The sequence below is a fragment of the Pseudomonas sp. TH08 genome (genome assembly GCF_016651275.1).
Taxonomy (GTDB): domain Bacteria; phylum Pseudomonadota; class Gammaproteobacteria; order Pseudomonadales; family Pseudomonadaceae; genus Aquipseudomonas.
In genome coordinates, this window is the sequence record NZ_JAEKEE010000002.1 from 376,710 (window position 1) to 398,516 (window position 21,807).

The following is a 21,807-nucleotide window of genomic DNA, read 5'->3' on the forward strand; positions in this document are numbered from 1 at the left end:
CCGTTTTTTGTGTTGCCGATGCAATCATTTCGCCTGGTAGATGATCCCCGGGCTGCACTGAACCATCTGGTAATGATCCGGCAAACCGTTCAACGCTTCGGAAGCGCCAAGGAACAGATAACCGCCCGGCTTCAATGTACTGTGAATGCGCAACAGGATGTCTTTCTTCACTTCAGCAGAGAAGTAGATCAACACGTTGCGGCAGAACACGATGTCGAACTTGCCCAGGGCGGCGTAGCTGTCGAGCAAGTTGAACGAGCGGAACTCCACTCGGTTCTTGATCGGCGCCTTGATCACCCAACGCCCCGGTCCTTTCGGGTCGAAGTAACGCTGCAGGCGTTCCGGCGACAAACCGCGACCGATCGCCAGGCTGTCGTACTCGCCAGTCTTGCAGTTGGTCAGCATCAGGCCGGACAGATCAGTGGCAACGATCTGTACACCCATCTTCAACTGGCCCAGGTTGCTGCGTTCGAACTCGTCGATCGACATCGACAGCGAGTACGGCTCCTGACCCGACGAACAAGCCGCCGACCAGATCCGCAGACGCTGGTTCGGCGCAGCCTTGATCGCTTCAGGCAATACCTTGTTCTTCAAGACTTCAAACGGATAGGTGTCACGAAACCACAGGGTTTCGTTGGTCGTCATGGCATCGACCACCTGCTCGCGCAAACCACTGCGCGGCTGGGTCTGGATGCGCTGAACCAGCTCACCCAGGGACTTGATGCCTTGCTGCTCCATCAGTTTGTTGAGACGGCTCGAGACCAGGTACTGCTTGTTTTCACCGAGCAAAATGCCACAGGCTTTTTCCAGGAAGACCCGGAACTGTTCGAAATCCAAATTACCCGTAGACAATGATGCCGCCTCTTAAATCGTGTTGACCGCCAGGGGCAAAAGGCCCCTAGCTGATATCTGCTGCTTTGATCCGGTCGACTACCCGGGATGCCAGGTCATCAGGGCGGAATTTGGCCAGGAAGTCATCGGCACCGACTTTCTTGACCATCGCCTGATTGAATACCCCGGACAACGAAGTATGCAGGATGATATGAAGCTTTTGCATGCGCGGGTCGCCGCGGATCTCCGCCGTCAGGGTGTACCCGTCCATCTCCGGCATCTCGATGTCGGAGATCATCATCAGGAACTCTTCTTCCGGCTTCTTGCCTTCATCGACCAGCTTGCGCAGGTAATCCAGCGCCTGCTTGCCGTCGTTCAACGCCACGACTTCGACGCCGATCGTTTGCAGACAGCGCGTAACCTGTTTGCGTGCCACCGACGAGTCATCGACCGTCAGCACTCGCAGCGACAACGCTTTGGTCTGGGTCTCGACATCGACCACGCCCACCGAAATCGCTTCCGGCGTCGGCGCAACTTCCGCCAGCACCTTCTCGACGTCGATGATTTCGACTAACTGATTGTCCACCCGAGTCACAGCGGTCAGATAATGATCGCGCCCCGTGCCCTTGGGCGGCGGATGAATCTCTTCCCAGTTCATGTTGACGATGCGCTCCACCGAGCGGACCAGGAAACCCTGGGTCTTGGTGTTGTACTCCGTGATGATCACGAACGGATTGTTCTTGTCTTTCAACGCTCCGGAACCGGTCGCCATTGCCAGATCAAGGATCGGAATGGTCGCCCCCCGAATATTCGCCACCCCGCACACGACAGGACTGGACTTGGGCATCAACGTCAGCGACGGGCATTGCAGCACTTCCCGTACTTTGAACACGTTGATTCCATAGAGCTGCTGACCGTCGAGACGGAACAACAACAGCTCCAGGCGATTCTGCCCCACCAGTTGCGTGCGCTGGTTCACCGAATCCATTACACCAGCCATGCCCAGACTCCTACATCAACGCCAAGTGTTGTTGCGACGCACATTCATTGCTAAACGGCACGGCGCTTGCTTTTTAACTCGTATGAACGCTCAAACGACATTTTTCCGACGCCTGACATCACCCCTCCGCAGAGGGCTTTGTGTGGCGTCCGCCATTTGCTGCTTTTTCGCTGGCAGCCCTGCCATTGCTGATGCGGTTACCTTGCCTGACATGCTTATCGGCGTCACTCAGGGCTTTCTTGAGTTCACCGTAGAAGACTATCTGGCTACCAGTCAAACGGAAGGCCGCTACGAAATCGAAGTCAAACAGCTCGATCCACGTATGCGCATGCCTATGTGCGACAAGGAATTGACAGCCTCTTTGGAGAGTCCGGCACGTCCTTTGGGCCGCGTAACGGTGAAGGTTCGCTGTGAGGGAACCTCGCCCTGGACCGTGTTCGTGCCCGCTCAAGTCCGCCTGTTTCGCGAGATTGTCACCACCACCCGGCCCCTCAAGCGCGCCGGAATTATCGAGCCGCAGGACGTGACCTTGCGTGAACGCGACGTCAGCCTGATCAATCAAGGCTTTCTGACCTCGGTGGACGAAGCCATCGGGCAAAAATTAACCCGACCAACGGTCGCCGATCAGGTGATTACTCTGGTCCATCTGGAACAGGCAGAAGTCATTCGTAAAGGCGATCAAGTGGTCATCACCGCCCGCAGCGGCACGCTTGCCGTGCGGATGCCGGGCGAAGCGCTGTCCAACGGCGGCTTGAAAGAACAGATCCGGGTGAAAAACCTCAATTCGCAACGGGTCATCAAGGCGCAAGTCACCGCGCCCGGCCAAGTGGAAGTGGCGATGTAGAAAACTGGCGCTGATCCCGGCTGTTCCCTAAACTGTGCCGCAGCAGGACACGCGCCGGCGCATGCAAGGCTCATTGGTAAATGCGCCTAAAGTTTTCCAGGGGATGGCCGAAAACATGGCAAGCGTCCAAATTCCCAGAGGTTTTTATCATGGTCATCGATTTCAGCCGTTTGAACAGTTCCTCGTCACTTACAGGCAGTACACGTACCAGCGCGCCTAAGGAAACCGCCGAAAACGGCACTTCCGCACCGCTGAATACCCAGGCCGAACCGGCCAGTACCGCAAAAAGCGGGGAATCGGTACACCTCAGCAATGAGGCTCAACAGTTGCAGAAGGTCACTGACAAGCTGCGCGATCAGCCTGCTGTCGACAAAGCCCGTGTGGCCGAGTTGAAAGCCGCGATTGCCGATGGCAGCTATAAAGTCGACAGCAACCGTGTAGCCAGCAAACTGCTCAACTTCGAAGCCCAGCGCTAGGCTTTTGCCGGCGCCAGGCTTTTGGACGCTTAAAACCCAAGGCCAGCCATGCACGACACTAACTTACTGCAACTGATCAACGACGACTTTGCTCCAGCTCAAGATTTGCTGAAGTTACTGCAAACCGAGGCCCTCGCTTTGCACGGTCGTGACATGCCACTGCTGGAAGAAATTCTGGCGCGCAAACAGGCGTTGATCATTCTGCTTGAACAGCATGGCCGCAAGCGCAGCGAAATCCTCGCCAGCCTTGGCCTGTCGACTGATCGCCAGGGCCTCGAGCAACTGGCCGGCCAGTCGAGCATTGGCGCGCAGCTGCTGACGCAAGGTGACGCATTGACCGATCTCATCGCTCAGTGCCAGGCCGCCAACGTCAAGAATGGCCAGTCGATCCAGATCCAGCAGGCCACCACGGCCAATCAGCTGAAAATCCTCACGGGCGGCGAACCGCCAGCGCTTTATGACGCTAGCGGCACTTTCGCCAAACCTGCCAAGCCGCGTACGCTCAGCCAGGCGTGAGCCATTCGATGGCCCTGCACTATCAACACGTGAAACATGCTGGCAAAATGCTGGCTAGTCATCGTCAAATTTTGTCTGGAGATTGAGAAAACGTGCCAAACGCCCTAAGCGCGGATGATGCTCCGCAGCCACCAAAGGTGCTCACCACGCCACTGGAAATCTCCAGCAACCTGCGCCAACTGCAAGAAAGCCACGACCCGCTGATCATCACGTTCCACGAACGCAGCCAGCGCTTCCAGAGCTACCTGATCAAAGTCGACCGCGACAGCGCTTCGATTGCCCTCGACGAAATGATTCCGCGCGATGGCGAACGCTTTCTGCTCGCCGGCGAACCGTTCCGGGTCGAAGGTTTCCATGAAGGCGTGCGCATCGCCTGGGAATGCACCGGCACCCTGAACATCGAAGAATCCGAAGGCGACCGCTTTTACACAGGCGAAATGCCGACCGAAGTGGTTTACCACCAGCGCCGCAATGCATTTCGCGCCGCATTGAAACTGACCGATCTGGTCAGCGTTGAACTCGGCGGCGAAAAGCTCAAGGCGCCGATCAACGGCAAACTGCTGGATATTTCCGCCACCGGCTGCAAGTTGCGTTTTGAGGGCGACATCACTGATCGCCTGCAACTGGGTCAGGTCTACGACCGCATGATCGCCCCGCCGCTGTTCGGCAACCAGCCGACTTCGGTCGAACTGCGTTACCTGCACTTCGAAGAAAAACTCAACATCACCTTTGCCGGCCTGCGCTTCCACAACATCAGTGGCCAGGCAGCCCGCAACGTTGAACGTTTTGTTTATCAGTTGCAGCGTGAAGCACGGCGTTTCGACAAAGACGATATGTGATTCGTAGCGACAAATAAAAAGGGCAGTCCTTGGCGGGACTGCCCTTTTTTATTTCCAACCCGAATAGCAGCTTCTGTAATGGATACCTGTGGCGAGGGGATTCATCCCCGATAGGGCGCGAAGCGCCCTCAAAACCATTCAATGCGGTGTATCAGTAAAATCCGGTAGTCCGGGCTGGGGCCACTTCGTGTCCCATCGGGGATAAATCCCCTCGCCACAGGGGAATTCCATCGGTGCCTGTCAAGGTCTGGCACCACTGATATCCGGCGTTGGCTTGTCGCTGCCGTCATCCGGCCCCGCTTCTACCGCAGGCTCAGGCTGCACTTCTGGTTCCGCATCAGGTTGCGGCTCCGACTCTGGCGTCACCGGGGTCTGCATCTGCTCCTGAACCACCTGCTCATCCACCCGCGGATCCAGCGCCGCCACCAGCGGCGAACTCGACATGCTGTCCGGCATGGCCACGTGATGCAGCGGCGCATCGTCGACCTGATGCAGATTGGTCACCGCCTTCGGCCGAATCCGCCACACCAGCACCAACGCAAAAAAGCTGAAGAACGCATACAGACTCTGGCTGCCGAGAAACTTCATCAGCACGCCCGCAAGCAACGGCCCGATACTCGCACCAACGCCGTAGGTCACCAACAGCATGGCCGTCAGCGAGACTCGACGATCACCTTCGACGTGGTCATTGGAGAACGCCACCGCCAGCGGATACAGACAGAATTGCACCAGCGAACACAGGAAGCCGACCACGAACAGCACCTCCAGCGGAACCTGCGGCAATATCGCCAAGGGCAAGGCCGCCACCGCCAGAAACCCGGCAAAACAGCGAATCAACAGCGCTCGATCATAACGGTCAGATAACCAACCCAACGGCCACTGCACCAGCAATCCGGCAAAAATGCAGCTACCCATGAACAGACCGACCTGCTCGGTCGACAGTCCCTGCTGCGAGGCATACAGCGGCGCCAGGCCGTAGAACGAGCCGATGATCAGGCCCGCTCCGAGCACCGTACTCAGCGACTGTGGGACACGTTTGATAAAGAAGCGTGGCTCCATCGGCGCCGGGTGCAGTGGCGCCGGGTGAATCCGCCGGGTCAAGGTCACCGGCACCAGACACAGCGCGAAGCACAGGGCGACCAGCATCAGCAATTCCAGACCCAGCCCGGGGTGCATGACCAGAATCAGCTGGCCCAAGACCAGACCCAGATACGAGGCGATCATGTAGCCGCTGAACACCAGACCACGCTGGTTGGCCTCAGCCTGCTCGTTGAGCCAGCTCTCGATCACCATGTATTGGCACATCATGCCCAGCCCGACAATCGTCCGCAGCACCAGCCACGCCGGCAGCCAGTCGACCAGTCCGTGGCCGAGCACCGCCGCACCGACGATCCCGGCACACGCCGAGTAAGCGCGGATATGCCCAACCCGGGCAATCAGCCGGTGGCCAATCTTGCCGCCCAGCACCAGGCCAAAATAGTTGGCCGCCATCAGTGCACCGACCCACAGTCCGTCGACATGGTCAGCGGCCAGACGCAGCGCCAGATAAGTAGATAGAAGGCCCGAGCCGATCAACATCATCAGCGAGGCAAAATACAGCGCTCGAAAGGATTTCCAGATTTGGCGCATCGGCGTTCCGAGCGGCTCCTTGCAGTAAATACCGGACTCTCAAAACGATAGTCCGGTGGCGACGGTTCGTCAGGCCTGGGCTGCTAGAACACGCCTTTCCCAGGGAGTAATTTCATCAAAGAAGCTGGTCAACTCCATGGTCTTCGAAGCGATGTAGCCTTCGATGAACTCCTGTCCGAACAGTTCCCTCGCCAATTGGCTACGTTTCAGACGTTCAAGGGCGGCATGCAAGGTACAAGGCAACGAAAGGTTGTCCGGCACTTCAAACTCGCCTTGAATCGCTTCGGTCGGCTCCAGCTCATGCTCGATCCCATGCAAACCGGCGGCCAGACTGGCTGCAATCGCCAGATACGGATTGGCATCGGCACCCGGCAAACGGTTTTCAACCCGACGTGCAACCGGCGAACTGGCGGGGATACGCAAGCCAGCGGCGCGATTGTCGTGTGACCAGCACGCATTGTTTGGCGAAGCGTAGGGGTGGCATAGACGCTGATAGGAGTTCACGTTGGGAGCAAACAGTGCGGTGAAATCGGCCATGCCCGCTTGCTGCCCGCCGATGAAGTGACGGAACATCGCGGTCGGCTGACCATTCTCGTCGCTGAACACATTCTTGCCGCTGCCGATTTCAACGATGCTCTGGTGAATGTGCATCGAGCTGCCCGGCGTGTGCGCCAGGGGCTTGGCCATGCACACCACGGTCAAGCCGTGCTTGAGCGCAACTTCCTTGAGCAGGTGCTTGAACAGGAAAGTCTGGTCGGCCAGCAACAGTGGATCACCGTGCAGCAGATTGATCTCGAACTGGCTGACCCCCATTTCGTGCATGAAGGTATCGCGCGGCAAGCCGAGGGCCGCCATGCATTTATAGACTTCACTGAAGAAGGGGCGCAGACCGTTGTTGGAACTGACGCTGAACGCCGACAAGCCATCTTCGCGGCGACCGTCGAGGCCAACCGGCGGACGGAATGCCTGGGTCGGATCGGTGTTTGGCGCGAAGACAAAGAACTCCAGCTCAGTCGCTACCACCGGCGCCAGACCGCGCGCTGCGTATCGGGCAATGACCTTCTTGAGCTGGCCACGGGTCGACAGGTTTGAGCTTTCACCGGTCAGCTCATCAGCGTCGCAAATGGCCAGAGCACGCGGCTCGTCGCTCCACGGTAGCGGGTGAATCATGGTTGGCTCGGCCACCAGCGCCAGATCGCCGTCATCGCTGCCGTAAAACCGCGCCGCTGGATAACCGCCCATGATGCATTGCAGCAGCACTCCCCGCGCCATCTGCAAACGCCGCCCTTCGAGGAAACCCTTGGCAGTCATCACCTTGCCCCGTGGCACGCCATTCAAATCCGGCGTGACACATTCAATCTCATCAATGCCCGTCAGTCGCTGTGCGAGTGAAAGCTGGCCATCGGTTGTCATGACGCTATCCTTGTTATTGTGCGAGCCGCGAACGGCGACTCGTACAAAATAGGCTTCGCCTGTTCGGAATATCAAGCAGCGCCAAACAAAATCCTTTTCTCTGTAGGGGCTGCCGCAGGCTGCGATCTTTTGACTTTGCTTTTGAAGATCAAAAGATCGCAGCCTGCGGCAGCTCCTACAGGGGCCGGTGTTGTGTCAGGGCAGGTAGAGGCTGAAGAGGCCGCCGCCCAGTGGGCCGCCATTGCTGATTTCGGTTCGGCCCTCGACGCCGTTGCGCTGATGCAGCGCTGCGATGCGATTGGCGAAATACAAACCCAGCCCGGTGCTGCCGCTGCTGTGATTGATGCCCTGCACGTAATCGGCCTGACGCTCGAGCATCTCGGCCGGATAACCGTCGCCGTCATCATTGATGGTCAGCACCAACTGCCCCGCTTCGTCACTGACAGTAATCAGCAACGACTCGCGTGCGTAGCGGATTGCATTGTTGATGCAGTTGCCGAGCACCGAGGCAATCAGTTCACGATCAAAGAAGCCCAGCGGACTCAGCGGATCAACCTCGTACGTGGCGATGATCCCGCGGCTGGCGAACACTTCCTGATGCGCCGCCAGTTGCGCCTCGATGAAATCGTCGAGTTCATGATATGCCGGCTGCAGTGGTAGCTGATTGACGCCGAGCTTATACAGCCCAAGCAATTGCACCAGCATGCCGTTGAGGTGGGCGAACTCGAAATCGATCACGCCCTGCTCCGAACCCTGGCGCTGTGCTTCGGACAATCGCGCCAGCCACTGGCTGTGGGCCTGCATCAGCATGGCCAGGGAGTTCTTCATGTCGTGGACGGTGGAGGCAATCACCGTGGAAAAATCCAGCGCCTGCTGATCGTCGTTCATTCGCCAAACGCCTTGCTTTTCAGCTTCTGATAACGCGCATGACGCGCGTCGGTGTCGGGCATCAGGCCAACCAGTTTCAGGCAGGCCCGACATTCTTCCAGCTCCGCCGACGGCACACTGGTGTCAGTGCCATGGAGCAGCGACTGGGCCATGTTCAGGGCGATACTGATGTTTTTCGGTTGCATCTTCAGCGCCTTGCGGAACACCTCGCGGGCCTCGACCAGGTTGCCGGTCTTGTACACCCGCACGCCTTGACGGTTGAGGTCAGCGGCAGCGTTGCTGGAACTGAGGATAGTCGGGTCATCGGTGAGCTTGGCGATGTCTTTCATCACTGCCGGATCGTCGCCGTAGATCTCCGCGCAACTCTTGAGCATCGAGGTGCCCGCCTCAGCCTGACCCAGCATCTGCAACTGCTTGGCGACGAGCAGCGCCGCTTCCGGACTCATGAATTGCTCCATGCCATCAAGACGCATCAACGCTTGTTCGGTGAGCTTATCGGCAGTCTCGGCATCGTTGAGCAACAGGCTGGTGGCCTTCATCAGACGTGCACGGATCTGCAGGCCGGGATCGGTCGGGTTCTCTTTGGCGACCGCACTCAGGGTGGTGTTGATCTCCAGCCGCGTGCGCGTATCGAGACCACGCTCACTGCCTTTGCTGATTAGCGCGTGAGCCAGCCCCAGGTTGCTTTCCGGGTCCTTGAACCGCGACTGCGCGCCCTGCGCCACGGCTTGACGATAGGCGCGCGAAGCCGTGTCGAAATCCTCGTTGGCCATCGCCAGTTTGCCCAGCAACGCCTGCCGACGCACCGCCAGCGGCGATAACCGGATCGCTTCTTCGAGCACCTGCTGCGCGCCTTTGGTATCACCTTCGGAAACCAGGACTTCAGCCATGCCGTCGTACAGCGCCGGCATCATCGGGAACACCTTCAGCGCTTTCTCATAAATACCTTTGGCCTGCGCCACTTGCCCACGCTTGAAGAGCAATTTGCCCAACCCGGCAAACGCCCACGGCAACGGCCGGTCGGCAATGATGCTGTCATAAAGACGCTCCAGCGCTTCGTTCTGGTTCATGTCGCGCAGGGCATCGGCACGGTAACGCAGGCACAGCGGCGAATAGCGAATATCCTGCTTGCACAGAGCGATGCAGGCGTTGAGCACCTCGACCGGTTTACCACGGTCGAGAGCTTGCAGAATCGGTTTTAGCAGCGTCTTGCGCTGCTCCAGACGCTCAAGTCGCTGGGCCAGCCCGGAGCGGTTGAACGGCTTGGTCAGGTACGCGTCCGGCTCATGCTCCAGCGCGCTGAGCACCATCGCCTGACTGGTCTCGGCGGTGACCATGACGAACACCGCTTCGTGGCTGATGAGCTTCTCCAGCATCAGGTCTTCGAGTACCTGCTGGCCGTTCTTCTTGCCGTCGCCAAGATGGAAATCCTGCAAGATAAAATCGTAGGACTTCTGTGCACACATCTTCAGCGCCTGCTCACCGGTGTCGGCGGTGTCGACGTCCTTGACCCCAAGTTCCCGCAGCATCGAACGAACGGAACTGCGGAAATCCGAGAAATCATCGACGATCAGAAAACTCTTTTGGTGATACGACAGCATCGAAGATTTCCAGGCAATTGAAGAAAGTGGCAATTTCAGGCGCGCAGATGATAGCTGGCGGCCAAATGCTATCAAGCGATTTCGCTCGACTTTGAAGTCACCGAGTGGGTTATCGGCCAGAAGTAGCGTTCTCTGAAGCCAGCGCTTCAAGATTCCTCGCCCAACGATTACCCTGCGCGCCTGTATAACTACTCAAAACAAGGATGACTGCGTGTACATCAAGGGACGTTGCATTGTGTCCGCTTGCGCAGCGCTGTTTGTTCAGCAAGCGATGGCGGCCGGAATGGATTGCACAAAAGCGGCGAATGTCGTCGAAAACACTATCTGCGCAAGTAAAGAGTTGCATGAACTTGATGCGCAGATGGGCATGGTTTATCGGGGATTGATGAAGGCATCGGTACAGACGCAGCCTGAACTTAAACGTTCTCAACGGCAGTGGCTGGACACCCGGAATGAGTGTGCAGAGGATGTTTCTTGCCTGGATCAGCACTACCGCGAGCGCCTGCAATTGTTGCAAGCGGCGTGGAAGGCAGCGGTTGTCTTCAAACCGAATGACATCGATAAACAAGTAATGGACGACCTGCAACAGCGCATTCAAGCGATGAGCAAAAAAGATCCGGAGTTTGCCCTGGAACGGACACTTGCCTCATTGTCGATCAAAAGCCCCCTGACAACCTTTTACGCAGAGTCTGACGATGGTCAATATTCTGAAAAAACGCACTTCCCGAAGTCCTCTCCCAAGGGCGTTACCCAGAGCGAGTGGAAGGCTATGCAAGCCTCAAACCTGGATGCCGACACCGAACTTGGGCAGACTACGTTCAACTTGCTTGATCTGGACGGAGATGGACAGCGCGACCTGATCGTTCAGACCTACACTGGCGGCACCGGGCTGTTCAGCTTCTTCGAAACCTACCGCCGTGACGGTGACCGGCTCACCCGCAGAACCGCAGCGCTGGGCCAGGAATCAGGTATTGGCAGTTCGCTTTACTCCATCAGTGATCGCGGCGCCAATCAGTCCGTGAACTGGATCAGCATTCGCGGCAAGGTCTATGCCGCGTATCGCGACAGCTCGTATGGAGTCGATAACGTCTATTTGCTCAGTCCGTGGCAGGCGAACCACCTGGTGCCCAAACTGACGATTCATTATCGCTATCAACTCAGCATCCCTCGCATTCAGCCTGATGATGAGCACAAAACCACTTATAAGTTGAAACCGGATCTGCACCGGGCACTCGCCCAAGGCTTGGCTACAGTTGGGGAAGAAACCTCCGACAGCGGGCAAGAGCGAAAACCCATGTGCCCGATTCCTCCGTCCACCACCGACCGCGAGGAATATTACGGCTACGGCGCAGGCTATTACGCCATCGAGCAGGTAGCCGACTTCCCGGTGATCATCGGTAGCGAATGCTTTATTGCGCGACTGAATAACTGGTTCGGCACCTACAGCGCAAAGGATGGCCTGTATGCGCAAGTGACTCTGCGCAAGCCAGGCGCGATAGACCAAGAGCGCGACTACAAGGTCAATGGTCGTCGGCGCATGACCACGATCAGCACTTCGATCAGCAAACCTGGAGGTGGCGCCGAGGAATAATCCCGACGCCCGCCCATGAAAAAGCCCCGCCAGATGACTCTGTGCGGGGCTATTTTTTCATCCGAAAAATCATCGACTTTTTGCAATCACACCAGTCATATACTGATTCAAATCGCGAAAGTCCTGAATCGTCCAGACGTGCGGCGGAACCTTCACGCCGTTCTCGCGCAATGTTCTGGGAATCAAGTCGCCGTTTGGGCGAAGTATGACGGATGACACGATAACGCCCGGGTAATCCTTCAGGCGTTGTTTGAAAGCGGAAGTTGTCAGATCAGGCGTCGGAGGATTGCTTTTATTCGCCAAGGGGCCTGAAGCCTTGAGATCGGCGCCGTGGCACATGGCGCATCGCTGTGAATAGAGGTTTTTGCCGCTGACGTTATCCGCAACGGAAAGGGATGGTTGAATGAGCGATAAAAACCCTAGCGAAGCGATGAGTAATACTTTCAGGCCTTCCATTGGCATCATCCTTAAACCGTAAATACGAAAAAGCCCCTTTCCGGATTATCCTGAAAGGGGCTTTATTTGCTTCTTCTGCTGCCACGCTGCTGTTGCAGATAAACGTAGCGGTCAGAGGAAGGGCCTGAACAGGCCGAAATCATATGGTGTCCCAGGGCAGGTTCGAACTGCCAACCTTCCCCTTAGGAGGGGGATGCTCTATCCAATTGAGCTACTGAGACATACGAAGGTCGCGAGCAGACGCCGCGCGACGGACGGCCTGCATGTTAACGGCCAAGCCCTGATTTGTCATGTCATCCGTAGGCATTTTAAGTGTAGGCAAGCGGCTTGCAACGCTGAAGGAAGATTTTCCGTGCATTTTGCACTCCTTCAAAAAGCCATCATTGCAGATTGCAATCCTGCCAATCCCAAAAAACCTCCCAAATGCTTGTTTTTAAAGGACTTAACAGCAGTTAGACTGTTGGCACGACGGCTGCTTTGCCTGCTTTATATAAAGAGCACTCGGAGCGGCCTCACATGAACAGCACTCTCTGCATTGCAAACGCAATCGCCTTGGCGATTCTATTTGGCTTTCATTTTATTCCCGAGAGTGCTGCACCGGAACGGGTGGCTCAGCGCATGCCGCATTACCTACAGGTGCAGAAAGCGCCTCAATGGGCGGTATTGAACGACCAGAGCAGTACCGCACCTCAGGCAGTCAGCGACTCCGAGCAAGCGCTGCCGGGGAACGCTACCGAACGCCTGGTTTTTTGAAACAACTTCAGGAGCAACCGATGTCGAAGTCAGCAGCAGGATTTCTGATCCTCGCCTTTTTGAGTGGCACCTTGCATTTTTCGCTGTTCGAGGAAACCGAAATTACCCTTCCCCTGATTGGCTGCGGCATATTCGCGGTATTTTTTGTTCTCGCATTGGTAGCAGGACGCAAGTTCAAGTTTGACCCTGTGTTGCGTTGAGTTGTATCCATTCCAGGAGATGATTGACGGCGCTGACCAGGTCACCAGAATTGTCGATCAGATACGCGGGCGAATCACTTGACCTGCGATTCTGAAATTGAGCATTGCGGGCAAGCCGCTCATCAATTTGCTTCAGCGTTTCTCGACCACGCTGAAGGAGGCGCTCACGCAACACCTCATCCTTTACCGTCAACAGAACCGGTAATAGCGTTGGGTAACGTTCCTGCGCTTGGCGCAGGTTTGCACGAGAACCGTTAACCAGCACATTTCGTCCGGCCGATAGCAGTTGATCCATATCCACCGGGATTCCGTATGCGAGACCGTTCGCTCGCCATGCCAGCGAGAAATCCCCGGCGCGCTCATGGCGATCGAATTCCTCAGCCGTTACACCGATGGCGTCCTCCCCCACCGATTCAGCCGATCGAGTGATGACCCTGCGCATGATTTCGCAATTCATCGCGCGTAACGGCTGACGCGCAGCCTCAATCAGACTGTCCTTGCCTGAACCGGAAGGGCCCATTAGATAAATAAGCTTGCCATCCATCCTGAAATGTCCTCTGGCAGGTGCCCGCCCCTAGTAAATCGGCAAATTGCCACTATCCTGTAAAGGCAAGGAACAAGGATCGAAAGCGCCATAGCATGCACGTTCTGATGCCTTTGGGCATCTATTGATGTGCACTTGGAAGCGAACAGTGATGCGGGTTAAAGCGAAGTTTTCAAACCAGTCCGCATTTCTGATAATTGGTGCTGGCATTACGCCTTTACCCAGCTCAATATTTGTCACAGAATTGACGCCAATGATCTGGCAATTTTGAGGCATGATGCGGGCCTCTTAACAATTCAGGTTGAACCATTTGGCGCGGATGCTTGTCCTACCACACATCCTGCGGCCAATCCCGAGAACCGCTCCCCTGAACTAACCGGTTAAATATATGCGCCCATTGAAACAGGCAATTTATTCCAGCCGTACGGCTGACAAGTTCGTCGTACGTCTGCCAGACGGAATGCGTGAACGCATTGCCGAGGTGGCTCGCAATCATCATCGCAGCATGAACTCCGAGATCATTGCGCGCCTTGAGCAGAGTCTTATTCAGGAAGGTGCACTGGGCGAAGAGCTGAGCATGCGCCTGGACAGCCCCGAGCTTTCGCTGCATGAACGCGAGCTGTTGCAACGTTTCCGCCAGCTGTCTCACCGCCAGCAGAACGCCTTGGTATCTTTGATCGCCCACGACGCCGAAATGGCAGCAGACGCGTCCTGAGCCACACCGAACACCTCAAGCCAGCTTAGTTGCTGGCTTTTTTTGCCCTCGATTTGACGCGTCAGCCGCCTGGCATACATCCGTGGCGAGGGGATTTATCCCCGATGGGCTGCGAAGCGGCCCCAAAAGAGGGACTGCTGCGCAGCCCATCGGGGATAAATCCCCTCGCCACAGGTTACTGATCACCCATCAAACAGGCACAAAAAAGCCCGCCATTGAGCGGGCTGTTTCGATACAACAGGTCAGAGCAGGAAGATTGTCGCCAACCCGAGGAAGATGAAGAAGCCACCGCTGTCGGTCATGGCAGTGATCATCACACTCGCCCCCATCGCCGGGTCTCGACCCATTTTCGCCAGGGTCATCGGGATCAATACGCCCATCAAGGCTGCCAGCAACAGATTGAGCGTCATAGCCGCCGTCATGACCACTCCCAACGACCAACTGCCGTAAAGCAGATAAGCAACCACGCCAATCACACCGCCCCAAACCAGGCCATTGATCAGACCTACCGCCAGCTCCTTGCGCATGAGGCGCGAGGTGTTGCCTGTACTGACCTGATCGAGCGCCATGGCGCGAACGATCATGGTGATCGTCTGGTTACCGGAGTTACCACCGATACCTGCCACGATCGGCATCAGTGCCGCGAGTGCTACCAGCTTCTCGATCGAACCTTCAAACAGACCGATCACTCGGGAAGCGATGAACGCAGTGATCAGGTTGATTGCCAGCCACGCCCAACGGTTGCGCAGAGATTTCCACACCGAAGCGAAGATATCTTCCTCTTCGCGCAGACCTGCCATGTTGAGGACTTCGCTTTCACTCTCCTCACGGATCAAGTCGACCATTTCGTCGATGGTCAGACGGCCGATCAGCTTGCCGTTCTTGTCGACGACCGGAGCAGAAATCAGGTCATAACGCTCGAATGCCTGGGCGGCATCGTAGGCGTCTTCATCCGGGTGGAAACTCACCGGATCACTCGCCATCACCTCAGCAACTTGTTTGTCCGGATCATTAACCAGCAAACGCTTGATCGGCAGCACGCCCTTGAGCACGCCGTCGTAGTCCACCACAAACAGCTTGTCGGTATGACCCGGCAGCTCTTTAAGGCGACGCAGATAACGCAGAACCACTTCGAGACTGACATCCTCACGGATCGTCACCATCTCAAAGTCCATCAACGCACCGACTTGCTCATCGTCATAGGACAAGGCCGAACGGACACGCTCACGCTGCTGGTTATCGAGACTCTCCATGAGCTCATGGACGACGTCTCGCGGCAGCTCGGAAGCCAGGTCAGCGAGTTCGTCGGCGTCCATGTCCTTGGCGGCAGCCAGGAGCTCGTGATCGTCCATGTCGGCGATCAGCGTTTCACGAACGGAATCGGATACTTCTAGAAGAATGTCGCCGTCGCGATCAGCTTTGACCAATTGCCAAAGCGTCAGGCGATCGTCCAGCGGCAAGGCTTCGAGGATGTAGGCAACGTCGGCGGAGTGCAGGTCATCGAGCTTGCGTTGCAACTCGACGAGGTTCTGCCGGTGAACCAGGTTCTCGACCCGGTCGTGATGCGCGCCTTCCTGGCGATGAGTCAGGTCTTCGACGACCCGTTGACGCTGCAGCAGCTCGACGACTTGAGCCAGTCGATCCTGCAGGCTTTCCTGTGTTTTCTTTACTTCGATTTCAGACATAGGCGAACTCCACTCCCAGCAGCGGGGCACGCCGGAAGGATCAATCAGTCAATTCATGATTGGTGAAACGGGGTACTGAGTAACTACTGGGTAAGTCCATGGAGATTTTCCACAAGCCCCGGCGGGGCTGACGGGCGCAATGATACACCGCCTGACGGTTTTAAACGTTAAAAAATCGCGGTCGAAACAAGCGCTTGCGAAACAAACCTGAGCGTTGTCCTGACCCTTGCAAATGCGACGACTCATCCTGAAAAGAAAACACACCCGCATTGAAAAATGTAGCGACTACCCTTGAGCGTAGATCGTCATGGAGGACGTCGGATGCCAACAAAATCAATTCTTTTTGTACTGACCTGCCTGTTTTGCCTAGCGCGTAGTGGTGAAGCGACAACCCTGCATCGCTGCGAAGCGGCGGACGGCAGCATCACATTCACATCAATGAGTTGCTCGCATGGCGAACGACTCTCAAAACAGGAGGTTCACCCCTACTCGCCCGGATCCGTCGTAGCCGTGATGCCGGAAGCCAATCACGAAAAAACATCCGGCATGAATATCCAGGGGCGAGAGCCCGGCATTGTCGGCGTCGCAGAGCATCTGTGCGGCAACGTGATCGATGCCAGGCAACGCCGGGAAGCGATCATCAATCGACGAGTCATCGCGGGCATGAGCGCACAGGATGTCGAAAGCGCACTGGGCAAACCGGACAAAGTGAATATCAGGACATCGACAACGACTTACCGTTATGACCTCAAGCGAGGCCGAAGCGCACAAGTCGATTTTGATCAGAGGGGATGTGTGAAGGAAAAAGGTAAATCCCGGACAGCAAAAAGCCCGCGTTAAACGCGGGCTTTTCGGTGTATGGTGCACTCGACAGGATTCGAACCTGTGACCGCTCGGTTCGTAGCCGAGTACTCTATCCAGCTGAGCTACGAGTGCATTTGTGTTTTTAGCCCAGACCACAACTGGATGAAGCCAAGTTACCTGCATTGCTGCAACCAACTCTTAAATGGTGCACTCGACAGGATTCGAACCTGTGACCGCTCGGTTCGTAGCCGAGTACTCTATCCAGCTGAGCTACGAGTGCATTTGTGTTTTTAGACCAGACCACAACTGGATGAAGCCAAGTTACCTGCATTGCTGCAACTAACTCTTAAATGGTGCACTCGACAGGATTCGAACCTGTGACCGCTCGGTTCGTAGCCGAGTACTCTATCCAGCTGAGCTACGAGTGCATTTGTTGCGCCGCATTATAGCCCGTCTAATCTCTATTCCAACCACTTTTTCTATTAATTTCAACAACTTACAGAAAAAGCCAGATTACGACGTACTAAGCAAATAATGGCGGAGAACGGGGGATTCGAACCCCCGACACCCTTTTGAGGTGTACTCCCTTAGCAGGGGAGCGCCTTCGGCCACTCGGCCAGCTCTCCGCAACACGGGGCGTATCTTAACCAACCTTTTCCCCGTTTGCAAACATAAAAATCGATAAAAATTAATGGCTTGGTTCTTCGTCCTTCTCTTTCTTTATACGCAGGTAAATTTCCTCACGGTGCACAGCAACCTCTTTCGGGGCATTCACACCGATACGCACTTGATTTCCTTTAACGCCGAGCACGGTCACGGTGATTTCGCCATCACCGATAATCAGGCTTTCTGCGCACCGACGGGTCAGAATCAGCATACCTTTCTCCTTACGCAATTCAGTTCTGGGACAACAGTCTGCAAAAAAAAGGCACCCGACCTACAACCGGAGCGATCGTAGCCCTACATGCCTGAGTATTGACCAGCGCGAGCAAAAGAACAGTTCAGGGCTCGCGCCATTCAAAAAATAAAGGGCGCGGTCAGACCGCGCCCTTCAAGAAACGGAATTACTCGCCCTGACGGGCCGGAGCATCCAGTTCGAAAGCCGTGTGCAGGGCGCGCACAGCCAATTCCAGGTACTTCTCTTCAATTACCACGGAAACCTTGATTTCCGAGGTCGAGATCATCTGGATGTTGATGCTTTCTTTCGCCAGGGATTCGAACATGCGGCTGGCCACGCCTGCGTGGGAACGCATGCCGACGCCGACGATCGAGACCTTGGCAATCTTGGTGTCGCCAACCACTTCACGGGCACCGATCTCGCGAGCGGTGTTTTCCAGCACGGTCTGTGCGGCCTGATAGTCGTTGCGGTGCACGGTGAAGGTGAAGTCGGTGGTGTTATCGTGCGCAACGTTCTGCACGATCATGTCGACTTCGATGTTCGCGGCACTGATCGGGCCGAGAATCTTGAACGCCACACCCGGGGTGTCTGGCACGCCACGGATGGTCAGCTTGGCTTCATCGCGGTTGAAAGCGATGCCGGAAATGATCGGCTGTTCCATGGTTTCCTCTTCATCAATAGTAATGAGGGTGCCCGGACCCTCCTTGAAGCTGTGCAGTACGCGCAGCGGAACGTTGTACTTGCCGGCGAATTCCACCGCACGGATCTGCAGCACCTTGGAGCCGAGGCTGGCCATTTCCAGCATCTCTTCGAAGGTGATCTTGTCCAGGCGCTGAGCGACCGGAACAACACGCGGGTCGGTGGTGTAGACACCATCAACGTCGGTGTAGATCTGGCACTCGTCAGCCTTCAGCGCTGCAGCCAATGCGACGCCCGTGGTGTCGGAACCGCCACGACCGAGGGTAGTGATGTTGCCGTGCTCGTCGACGCCCTGGAAACCGGCGACAACCACTACGCGACCTGCTTTCAGATCACCACGAATCTTCTGGTCATCAATCTGCAAGATACGCGCTTTATTGTGCGCACTGTCCGTCAGGATCCGCACCTGATTACCGGTGTACGACACCGCCGGCACACCGCGCTTGATCAGCGCCATGGCCAATAGGGCAATCGTTACCTGCTCACCGGTGGAAACGATCACATCCAATTCACGCGGAACCGGTTGACTGTCGCCACTGATTTGCTTGGCCAGATCGATCAGACGGTTGGTTTCGCCGCTCATTGCAGACAGCACAACCACCAGGTCATCGCCGGCATCGCGGAACTTCTTAACCTTGTCGGCGACCTGCTCGATTCTCTCGACAGTACCGACCGAGGTGCCTCCAAATTTCTGTACGATCAAAGCCATTTCAAAGCCGCCTCTGCCCATGAAGGGCGCCCAATAATCAATCAAACAGCCGTCGGGCCCGCTACTAGACCGCGAACCCGACGGGCCGTCTTATAAACCCTGCTCGACGAATGGAACGGTCAGCGCCAGTGCGCCATCCAGCGCGCCGGCGTCGACACCGCCGCCCTGCGCCATGTCCGGACGACCACCGCCCTTCCCGCCCACTGCCGCAGCAGCCTGTTTCATCAAATCACCGGCTTTGAGTTGGCCAGTCAGGTCTTTGGTTACGCCTGCAACCAGAACGACCTTTTCCTCATGGACACTGCCGAGCAGGATCACTGCGCGGCCGAGTTTGTTTTTCAGCTGATCGACCAGCGCCAGCAGTGCTTTTGCATCCTGACCATCCAGACGTGCAGCCAGCACCTTGACGCCTTTGACGTCCAGTGCCGAGGACGACAGATCGTCGCCCGCAGCGCTGGCAGCCTTGGCTTGCAATTGCTCGAGCTGCTTCTCCAGTTGGCGATTGCGCTCCAGCACAGCCGACAGCTTGTCGATCAGGTTGTCGCGGCTGCCCTTGACCAGGCTCGCCGCTTCCTTGAGTTGTTCTTCTGCAGCATTCAAGTAGGCCAGCGCCGCGGCACCGGTAACTGCCTCGATACGACGCACACCCGAAGCCACACCGCCTTCGCTGATGATTTTCAGCAGGCCGATGTCGCCGGTACGGTTGGCGTGGATACCGCCGCACAGTTCGACGGAGAAATCGCCGCCCATGCTCAGCACGCGTACGTTGTCGCCGTACTTCTCACCGAATAGCGCCATGGCGCCTTTGTTCTTGGCGGTTTCAATGTCGGTTTCTTCGGTTTCAACGGCGGAGTTCTTGCGAATCTCGGCGTTGACGATGTCTTCCAGCGCCTTGATTTGTTCAGGCTTGATCGCTTCAAAGTGACTGAAGTCGAAACGCAGACGCTGGCTATCCACCAACGACCCTTTCTGCTGAACGTGTTCACCCAGAACCTGACGCAATGCGGCGTGCAGCAAGTGCGTCGCCGAGTGGTTCAATGCAGTGGCGTGACGCACTTCAGCATCAACGTGAGTTTCCACTGGCGCGCCGATGGTCAGGCTGCCCGAATCCAGCACGCCGTGGTGCAGGAAGGCGCCGCCGGTCTTGGTGGTGTCACGCACATCGAAACGTGCGCTGCCGGCCTGAAGGAAACCGCAATCGCCAATCTGGCCGCCGGATTCAGCGTAGAACGGCGTCTGGTTCAGAACGATCACCGCCTCTTCGCCTTCATTCAAGACGTCGACCGACTGGCCATCTTTATAGATGGCGACGATTTTCGCCGAACCGCTGGTGTCTTTGTAACCGGTGAACTCGGTGGCCACATCAACCTTGACCAGGGTGTTGTAGTCCAGACCGAACGAGCTGGCCGAGCGCGCGCGAACACGCTGCGCTTCCATCTCGCGCTCGAAACCGACTTCGTCGACAGTCAGGCTGCGCTCGCGGGCGATGTCGGCAGTCAGGTCCATCGGGAAACCGTAGGTGTCGTAGAGTTTGAACACCACGTCGCCCGGCACCACGGTGCCTTTGAGTTCCGCCAGATCCTGCTCGAGAATCTTCAGACCGTGCTCCAGAGTTTTGGAGAACTGCTCTTCTTCGGCCTTAAGCACGCGTTCGATGTTGCTCTGCTGCTTTTTCAGTTCCGGGAAGGCTTCGCCCATCTCGGCAACCAGCGCGGCGACGATTTTGTAGAAGAAGCTGCCAGTAGCGCCCAGCTTGTTACCGTGACGGCAGGCGCGACGAATGATCCGGCGCAGTACATAACCGCGACCTTCGTTGGACGGCAGCACGCCATCGGCGATCAGGAAACCGCAAGAACGGATGTGGTCGGATACTACTTTCAGCGAAGACTGGTCACCGTTTTCGCAGCCAATTGCTGCGGCCGAAGCGCTCAGCAGGTTCTTGAACAGGTCGATGTCGTAGTTCGAATTGACGTGCTGCATCACCGCACTGATCCGCTCCAGGCCCATGCCGGTATCGACCGACGGTGCTGGCAACGGATGCAACACGCCATCGGCGGTGCGGTTGAATTGCATGAACACGTTGTTCCAGATCTCGATGTAACGGTCGCCGTCTTCTTCCGGCGAGCCCGGTGGGCCGCCCCAGATGTGGTCGCCGTGATCGTAGAAAATCTCGGTGCATGGGCCGCACGGGCCGGTATCGCCCATGGTCCAGAAGTTGTCGGACGCGTATGGCGCGCCTTTGTTGTCGCCGATGCGGATCATGCGCTCGACCGGCACACCGACTTCTTTGGTCCAGATGTCATACGCTTCGTCGTCGGAGGCGTAGACAGTGACCCAGAGTTTTTCCTTCGGCAGTTTGAGAACGCCGGTCAGGAAGGTCCAGGCAAAGGTAATCGCGTCGTGCTTGAAATAGTCACCGAAGCTGAAGTTACCTAGCATTTCGAAGAACGTGTGGTGACGAGCGGTATAACCGACGTTTTCCAGGTCGCTGTTCTTGCCACCGGCACGCACGCATTTCTGGCTGCTGGTCGCACGGGTGTATGCACGTTTTTCCTGGCCCAGGAAGCAGTCCTTGAACTGGTTCATCCCCGCGTTAGTGAACAGCAGGGTTGGGTCGTTGCCCGGAATCAAAGAGCTGGAGGCTACACGGGTGTGGCCTTGCTCTTCGAAGAAGCGAAGGAAGGCTTCACGGATTTCTGCGCTTTTCATTAGGTTC

The 21,807-nt window shown here is 56.7% G+C and carries 21 protein-coding genes and 5 tRNA genes; 9 read left to right on the top strand and 17 right to left on the bottom strand.

The window, feature by feature from the left end; translation table 11 throughout:
* Window positions 1-24: 24 nt before the first annotated feature.
* Together cheR and JFT91_RS11395 are read right to left on the bottom strand one after the other, a co-directional pair.
* A complete protein-coding gene (gene cheR, locus JFT91_RS11390) occupies window positions 25-852 on the bottom strand; it encodes a protein-glutamate O-methyltransferase CheR (RefSeq protein ID WP_201147836.1) in 828 nt (275 codons plus the stop codon).
* A 46-nt stretch (window positions 853-898) separates the two neighbouring features.
* Entirely contained in the window at window positions 899-1,831 is a 933-nt protein-coding gene (locus tag JFT91_RS11395; RefSeq protein ID WP_201147835.1) for a chemotaxis protein CheV, read from the bottom strand.
* Window positions 1,832-1,913: 82 nt separating this feature from the next.
* Here JFT91_RS11395 and flgA point away from each other — a divergent pair, with 82 nt between their 5' ends.
* From flgA to JFT91_RS11415, 4 genes are all read left to right on the top strand, one after another.
* The gene (flgA, locus tag JFT91_RS11400) at window positions 1,914-2,675 is read left to right on the top strand and encodes a flagellar basal body P-ring formation chaperone FlgA (protein ID WP_201231091.1); all 762 of its coding nucleotides are present in this window, start codon (window positions 1,914-1,916) and stop codon (window positions 2,673-2,675) included.
* A 149-nt stretch (window positions 2,676-2,824) separates the two neighbouring features.
* On the top strand, window positions 2,825-3,151 hold the full coding sequence (gene flgM, locus JFT91_RS11405) for a flagellar biosynthesis anti-sigma factor FlgM (protein WP_201147833.1): 327 nt from the start codon (window positions 2,825-2,827) through the stop codon (window positions 3,149-3,151).
* Window positions 3,152-3,199: 48 nt separating this feature from the next.
* Window positions 3,200-3,667 (top strand): flagellar protein FlgN, encoded by a 468-nt coding sequence (locus JFT91_RS11410; protein ID WP_201232432.1) that lies wholly within the window; start codon window positions 3,200-3,202, stop codon window positions 3,665-3,667.
* A 92-nt stretch (window positions 3,668-3,759) separates the two neighbouring features.
* A complete protein-coding gene (locus tag JFT91_RS11415) occupies window positions 3,760-4,506 on the top strand; it encodes a flagellar regulator YcgR PilZN domain-containing protein (RefSeq protein ID WP_201232433.1) in 747 nt (248 codons plus the stop codon).
* Window positions 4,507-4,746: 240 nt separating this feature from the next.
* On the opposite strand, the gene JFT91_RS11420 is transcribed toward JFT91_RS11415, so the two are convergent.
* The 4 genes from JFT91_RS11420 to JFT91_RS11435 form a co-directional block, all read right to left on the bottom strand.
* Window positions 4,747-6,135 (bottom strand): MFS transporter, encoded by a 1,389-nt coding sequence (locus tag JFT91_RS11420; protein ID WP_201232434.1) that lies wholly within the window; start codon window positions 6,133-6,135, stop codon window positions 4,747-4,749.
* Window positions 6,136-6,204: 69 nt separating this feature from the next.
* On the bottom strand, window positions 6,205-7,446 hold the full coding sequence (locus JFT91_RS11425) for a glutamine synthetase family protein (RefSeq protein ID WP_201232635.1): 1,242 nt from the start codon (window positions 7,444-7,446) through the stop codon (window positions 6,205-6,207).
* Window positions 7,447-7,743: 297 nt separating this feature from the next.
* The gene (locus tag JFT91_RS11430) at window positions 7,744-8,436 is read right to left on the bottom strand and encodes a sensor histidine kinase (RefSeq protein ID WP_201231095.1); all 693 of its coding nucleotides are present in this window, start codon (window positions 8,434-8,436) and stop codon (window positions 7,744-7,746) included.
* Window positions 8,433-10,037, bottom strand: a complete 1,605-nt coding sequence (locus JFT91_RS11435) for a tetratricopeptide repeat-containing response regulator (RefSeq protein ID WP_201232435.1) — start codon at window positions 10,035-10,037, stop codon at window positions 8,433-8,435. Before JFT91_RS11435 ends, JFT91_RS11430 begins: the two co-directional genes overlap by 4 nt.
* Before the next feature lie 211 nt (window positions 10,038-10,248).
* Here JFT91_RS11435 and JFT91_RS11440 point away from each other — a divergent pair, with 211 nt between their 5' ends.
* Entirely contained in the window at window positions 10,249-11,628 is a 1,380-nt protein-coding gene (locus JFT91_RS11440; RefSeq protein WP_201232436.1) for a lysozyme inhibitor LprI family protein, read from the top strand.
* A gap of 69 nt (window positions 11,629-11,697) precedes the next feature.
* Here the strand turns inward: JFT91_RS11440 and JFT91_RS11445 are convergent, their stop codons facing one another.
* Together JFT91_RS11445 and JFT91_RS11450 are read right to left on the bottom strand one after the other, a co-directional pair.
* Window positions 11,698-12,075: a c-type cytochrome gene (locus tag JFT91_RS11445; RefSeq protein WP_201232636.1), complete on the bottom strand. Its 378-nt coding sequence runs from the start codon at window positions 12,073-12,075 to the stop codon at window positions 11,698-11,700.
* Window positions 12,076-12,228: 153 nt separating this feature from the next.
* A tRNA-Arg gene (locus JFT91_RS11450) sits at window positions 12,229-12,305 on the bottom strand.
* A 295-nt stretch (window positions 12,306-12,600) separates the two neighbouring features.
* Here JFT91_RS11450 and JFT91_RS11455 point away from each other — a divergent pair.
* Together JFT91_RS11455 and JFT91_RS11460 are read left to right on the top strand one after the other, a co-directional pair.
* Window positions 12,601-12,837 (top strand): hypothetical protein, encoded by a 237-nt coding sequence (locus JFT91_RS11455; RefSeq protein ID WP_201205924.1) that lies wholly within the window; start codon window positions 12,601-12,603, stop codon window positions 12,835-12,837.
* A gap of 20 nt (window positions 12,838-12,857) precedes the next feature.
* Window positions 12,858-13,037 (top strand): PA3371 family protein, encoded by a 180-nt coding sequence (locus JFT91_RS11460; protein WP_201205926.1) that lies wholly within the window; start codon window positions 12,858-12,860, stop codon window positions 13,035-13,037.
* On the opposite strand, the gene phnN is transcribed toward JFT91_RS11460, so the two are convergent.
* Window positions 13,012-13,581 (bottom strand): phosphonate metabolism protein/1,5-bisphosphokinase (PRPP-forming) PhnN, encoded by a 570-nt coding sequence (gene phnN / locus JFT91_RS11465; protein WP_201205928.1) that lies wholly within the window; start codon window positions 13,579-13,581, stop codon window positions 13,012-13,014. The two genes, JFT91_RS11460 and phnN, sit on opposite strands and share 26 nt — an antisense overlap.
* Window positions 13,582-13,969: 388 nt before the next feature.
* On the opposite strand from phnN, the gene JFT91_RS11470 reads away from it, so the two are divergent.
* Window positions 13,970-14,296 carry an Arc family DNA-binding protein gene (locus JFT91_RS11470; protein WP_003178899.1) on the top strand — a complete coding sequence of 109 codons (327 nt, stop codon included), beginning with the start codon at window positions 13,970-13,972 and terminating at the stop codon, window positions 14,294-14,296.
* A 242-nt stretch (window positions 14,297-14,538) separates the two neighbouring features.
* On the opposite strand, the gene mgtE is transcribed toward JFT91_RS11470, so the two are convergent.
* On the bottom strand, window positions 14,539-15,981 hold the full coding sequence (mgtE, locus tag JFT91_RS11475; RefSeq protein WP_201146759.1) for a magnesium transporter: 1,443 nt from the start codon (window positions 15,979-15,981) through the stop codon (window positions 14,539-14,541).
* Between the two features lie 321 nt (window positions 15,982-16,302).
* On the opposite strand from mgtE, the gene JFT91_RS11480 reads away from it, so the two are divergent.
* Window positions 16,303-16,821 carry a cell envelope protein SmpA gene (locus JFT91_RS11480; protein WP_201228153.1) on the top strand — a complete coding sequence of 173 codons (519 nt, stop codon included), beginning with the start codon at window positions 16,303-16,305 and terminating at the stop codon, window positions 16,819-16,821.
* 19 nt (window positions 16,822-16,840) lie between these two features.
* Here JFT91_RS11480 and JFT91_RS11485 read toward each other — a convergent pair.
* From JFT91_RS11485 to alaS, 7 genes are all read right to left on the bottom strand, one after another.
* Window positions 16,841-16,917: transfer RNA gene (locus tag JFT91_RS11485), tRNA-Arg, on the bottom strand.
* Between the two features lie 71 nt (window positions 16,918-16,988).
* A tRNA-Arg gene (locus JFT91_RS11490) sits at window positions 16,989-17,065 on the bottom strand.
* A gap of 71 nt (window positions 17,066-17,136) precedes the next feature.
* Window positions 17,137-17,213: transfer RNA gene (locus tag JFT91_RS11495), tRNA-Arg, on the bottom strand.
* Window positions 17,214-17,320: 107 nt separating this feature from the next.
* Window positions 17,321-17,411 (bottom strand) — tRNA-Ser (locus JFT91_RS11500).
* A 62-nt stretch (window positions 17,412-17,473) separates the two neighbouring features.
* Complete coding sequence (gene csrA / locus JFT91_RS11505; RefSeq protein ID WP_002554426.1) at window positions 17,474-17,662, bottom strand: carbon storage regulator CsrA; 189 nt, start codon at window positions 17,660-17,662, stop codon at window positions 17,474-17,476.
* 187 nt (window positions 17,663-17,849) lie between these two features.
* Window positions 17,850-19,091: an aspartate kinase gene (locus JFT91_RS11510; protein ID WP_201146760.1), complete on the bottom strand. Its 1,242-nt coding sequence runs from the start codon at window positions 19,089-19,091 to the stop codon at window positions 17,850-17,852.
* Window positions 19,092-19,181: 90 nt separating this feature from the next.
* Window positions 19,182-21,800: an alanine--tRNA ligase gene (alaS, locus tag JFT91_RS11515; RefSeq protein WP_201232437.1), complete on the bottom strand. Its 2,619-nt coding sequence runs from the start codon at window positions 21,798-21,800 to the stop codon at window positions 19,182-19,184.
* Window positions 21,801-21,807: the final 7 nt, after the last annotated feature.

Coding starts and splice junctions, on each gene's coding strand:
- JFT91_RS11460 (WP_201205926.1), top strand. CDS start 12,858: ATGTCGAAGTCAGCAGCAGGATTTCTGATCCTCGCCTTTTTGAGTGGC.
- JFT91_RS11420 (WP_201232434.1), bottom strand. CDS start 6,135: ATGCGCCAAATCTGGAAATCCTTTCGAGCGCTGTATTTTGCCTCGCTG.
- JFT91_RS11435 (WP_201232435.1), bottom strand. CDS start 10,037: ATGCTGTCGTATCACCAAAAGAGTTTTCTGATCGTCGATGATTTCTCG.
- JFT91_RS11510 (WP_201146760.1), bottom strand. CDS start 19,091: ATGGCTTTGATCGTACAGAAATTTGGAGGCACCTCGGTCGGTACTGTC.
- flgA (WP_201231091.1), top strand. CDS start 1,914: ATGAACGCTCAAACGACATTTTTCCGACGCCTGACATCACCCCTCCGC.
- csrA (WP_002554426.1), bottom strand. CDS start 17,662: ATGCTGATTCTGACCCGTCGGTGCGCAGAAAGCCTGATTATCGGTGAT.
- phnN (WP_201205928.1), bottom strand. CDS start 13,581: ATGGATGGCAAGCTTATTTATCTAATGGGCCCTTCCGGTTCAGGCAAG.
- JFT91_RS11430 (WP_201231095.1), bottom strand. CDS start 8,436: ATGAACGACGATCAGCAGGCGCTGGATTTTTCCACGGTGATTGCCTCC.
- flgM (WP_201147833.1), top strand. CDS start 2,825: ATGGTCATCGATTTCAGCCGTTTGAACAGTTCCTCGTCACTTACAGGC.
- mgtE (WP_201146759.1), bottom strand. CDS start 15,981: ATGTCTGAAATCGAAGTAAAGAAAACACAGGAAAGCCTGCAGGATCGA.
- JFT91_RS11470 (WP_003178899.1), top strand. CDS start 13,970: ATGCGCCCATTGAAACAGGCAATTTATTCCAGCCGTACGGCTGACAAG.
- JFT91_RS11410 (WP_201232432.1), top strand. CDS start 3,200: ATGCACGACACTAACTTACTGCAACTGATCAACGACGACTTTGCTCCA.
- JFT91_RS11425 (WP_201232635.1), bottom strand. CDS start 7,446: ATGACTGCCAAGGGTTTCCTCGAAGGGCGGCGTTTGCAGATGGCGCGG.
- JFT91_RS11395 (WP_201147835.1), bottom strand. CDS start 1,831: ATGGCTGGTGTAATGGATTCGGTGAACCAGCGCACGCAACTGGTGGGG.
- JFT91_RS11455 (WP_201205924.1), top strand. CDS start 12,601: ATGAACAGCACTCTCTGCATTGCAAACGCAATCGCCTTGGCGATTCTA.
- JFT91_RS11480 (WP_201228153.1), top strand. CDS start 16,303: ATGCCAACAAAATCAATTCTTTTTGTACTGACCTGCCTGTTTTGCCTA.
- alaS (WP_201232437.1), bottom strand. CDS start 21,800: ATGAAAAGCGCAGAAATCCGTGAAGCCTTCCTTCGCTTCTTCGAAGAG.